This window comes from Ferroglobus sp. (assembly GCF_015521575.1).
In the GTDB taxonomy this organism is placed as follows: Archaea; Halobacteriota; Archaeoglobi; order Archaeoglobales; family Archaeoglobaceae; genus Ferroglobus.
On record NZ_WANY01000025.1, the window covers coordinates 1 to 2416 of the forward strand.

3 protein-coding genes are annotated in these 2416 nt (G+C 45.2%); all 3 read left to right on the forward strand.

Translation table 11 applies throughout. From position 1 onward, the window contains the following. Positions 1-853: acetylglutamate kinase (gene argB, locus F7C14_RS00920; protein WP_290898799.1), on the forward strand; the 853-nt coding region annotated here is incomplete at its 5' end. Continuing rightward, entirely contained in the window at positions 853-1614 is a 762-nt protein-coding gene (locus F7C14_RS00925) for a sugar phosphate isomerase/epimerase (RefSeq protein WP_290898811.1), read from the forward strand. The genes argB and F7C14_RS00925, both read left to right, overlap by 1 nt. Next, on the forward strand, positions 1611-2416 hold an 806-nt coding region (locus tag F7C14_RS00930), incomplete at its 3' end, for a TIGR00300 family protein (RefSeq protein ID WP_290898804.1). The genes F7C14_RS00925 and F7C14_RS00930, both read left to right, overlap by 4 nt.

Sequence of the window (2416 nt, forward strand, 5' to 3'; positions counted from 1 at the left end):
CGTTGAAGCTTTGCCTTACATAAGAGAATTTCACGGAAAGGTAATGGTCATCAAAATAGGCGGGCATGCGATGGTTAACGAGGAGATTTTAGAGAGTGCCGTGAGAGATATAATCCTTTTATATTTCGTCGGTATTAAGCCGATCGTCGTTCATGGTGGTGGGCCAGAAATAAGCGAGAAAATGGAGAGGTTGGGGATAAAACCGAAATTCGTCGACGGGCTGAGAGTTACGGACGAAGAGACGATAGAAGTCGTTCAGATGGTTCTTGACGGAAAGATCAATTCTAAGATCGTTTCTCTCTTCATAAAAAACGGCGGAAAGGCTGTTGGCATGTCCGGGAAGGATGGCTTGCTCGTTGTTGCGAAAAAGAAGAAGGTGAAGAAGAAAATCGGAGATAGCGAGGTTGAACTTGATTTGGGTTACGTGGGAGAAACGGAAATAGTTAACCCAGAAATTTTGAAAATACTCATCGACAACGGTTTCATTCCGGTCGTATCGCCGGTGGCTGTCGACTTGAACGGAAATATCTACAACATGAACGCGGATACCGTTGCGGGAGACATAGCCGCTGCATTGAAAGCCAAGAAACTGATTATACTCACCGACGTCCCGGGGATACTTAAAGACGTCAACGATCCAAGTTCGATAATTTCCAAGATAAGCTTGAGGGAGCTTGAGGAAATGCTCAGAAAAGGCGAACTCAAGGGAGGAATGATCCCCAAGGTGGAGGCTATAATAAAGGCTTTAAAGGGAGGAGTTGAGAGGGGGCACATAATAAACGGGTCGATAGAGCACGCTATTCTCCTTGAGCTATTTACGAAGGAAGGGATAGGAACGATGGTCTATCCGTGATGGTTATGCTCGGTTTTCAGCCAAGCGTGGATCAAAAGCTTGAAGAGGCTTTAAAGTTCGCTAAAGCGAATAACTTCGATCACATAGAAATTTTAATGGATCACCCCTACTACCATTACGAGTCTCTCAATTCCGCAGCTGTACTTGAATTAAAAGGAATTTACGACGTAGAAATCATAATTCACGCCTCAGCGGTTTACACAAACTTTCTTTCGGTTAGCAGCGTGATGAGGAGAGCAAGTTACGAGGAGCTTGAGAAGACTTTGAAGTTCGCCGAAGAGATCGACTCTCCGCTTGTGACAATCCACCTCGGATGGAATCCAGGATTCATAACTTCCAGAGGCTTTATCTTCAAAGAAGAGTGGTACGAAAAAACGAATGAAAAAGCTCTTGAGGAGCTTAAAAGGTTTTTAATGGATAAAGAGATCGTGGCAATAGAGAACACGATATCTGTAAAAGGAGTGATAGAAAGAAAGCTCAGGGAAATATTTGAAGAGACCAACGCCAAGATAACCCTCGACATAGGTCACTACAACGTTAAGGAAGGGCACGGACTATTTTTGGAGTATGAAGAAAAGATCGCTAACATACACCTCCACGACAATAGGGGAGAATACGACGAGCACCTTCCCCTCGGAGAGGGGAGTATAGATTTCAAAGCTTTCATACCAAAGAATTATAAAGGCTACCTAACTTTAGAGCTTCGGGACGAAGACGGAATACTCACCTCGAAAAAAATCTTGGAGGAGGTACTTGGATGATAGGAAAGGAAGTTGAGTTTGAGGGGCACTTGATCGATTCGCTTATACTCAGCAAAGCCCTTGATGCGATTCTCGATTTAGAAGGGGAGTTTGAGATACTCGAATTTAGGGTTGGAAGAAAGAAAGAAGAATATAGCTACGCTCGGCTTTTCGTAGCTGGAAGGGATGAGGAGCATCTCAACAAAATTTTAAGGGAACTTCATAAACTTGGAGCGAGAGAGATAAAGCCCGAAGAGGTGGAATTGAAAGAAGCTGAAGCTGATAAAGTCCTGCCGGACAACTTCTACGTCACAACGAATCATCCGACCTACGTGTTTTACAAAGGTAGGTGGATTGAAGTCGAAGACATAAGCATGGATAGGGTTATCGCGATAAGAGATGATAGAGCGATCTGCATTCCCATTGACGAGGTAAAGAAAGGTGACAAAATAGTTGTGGGTGAGAAAGGAGTCAAAGTCGTTCCCCCGGAGAGGCCGAGGAAGTACTCCCCGTTCCAGTTCATGGGCGGAAGCGTTTCCTCAGAAAGACCGACCGAGGAGATAATAGAAATAATAGCGAGGGAGATAATCGAGCTTAAAAAGAAGGGTGGAAAGATTGCGGTCGTAGCTGGACCGGCTGTGAACCATACCGGTGCGAGAGATGCTCTTGCTGCGATGATAAGAGATGGATACGTCGATCTGCTTCTCTCGGGAAACGCTTTAGCAGTCCATGACATTGAAGCTTCCCTTTTCGGCACGTCCCTCGGAATGGATCTTCACACGGGAAGACCTGTGCCGGGAGGGAACAGACACCACCTATACAC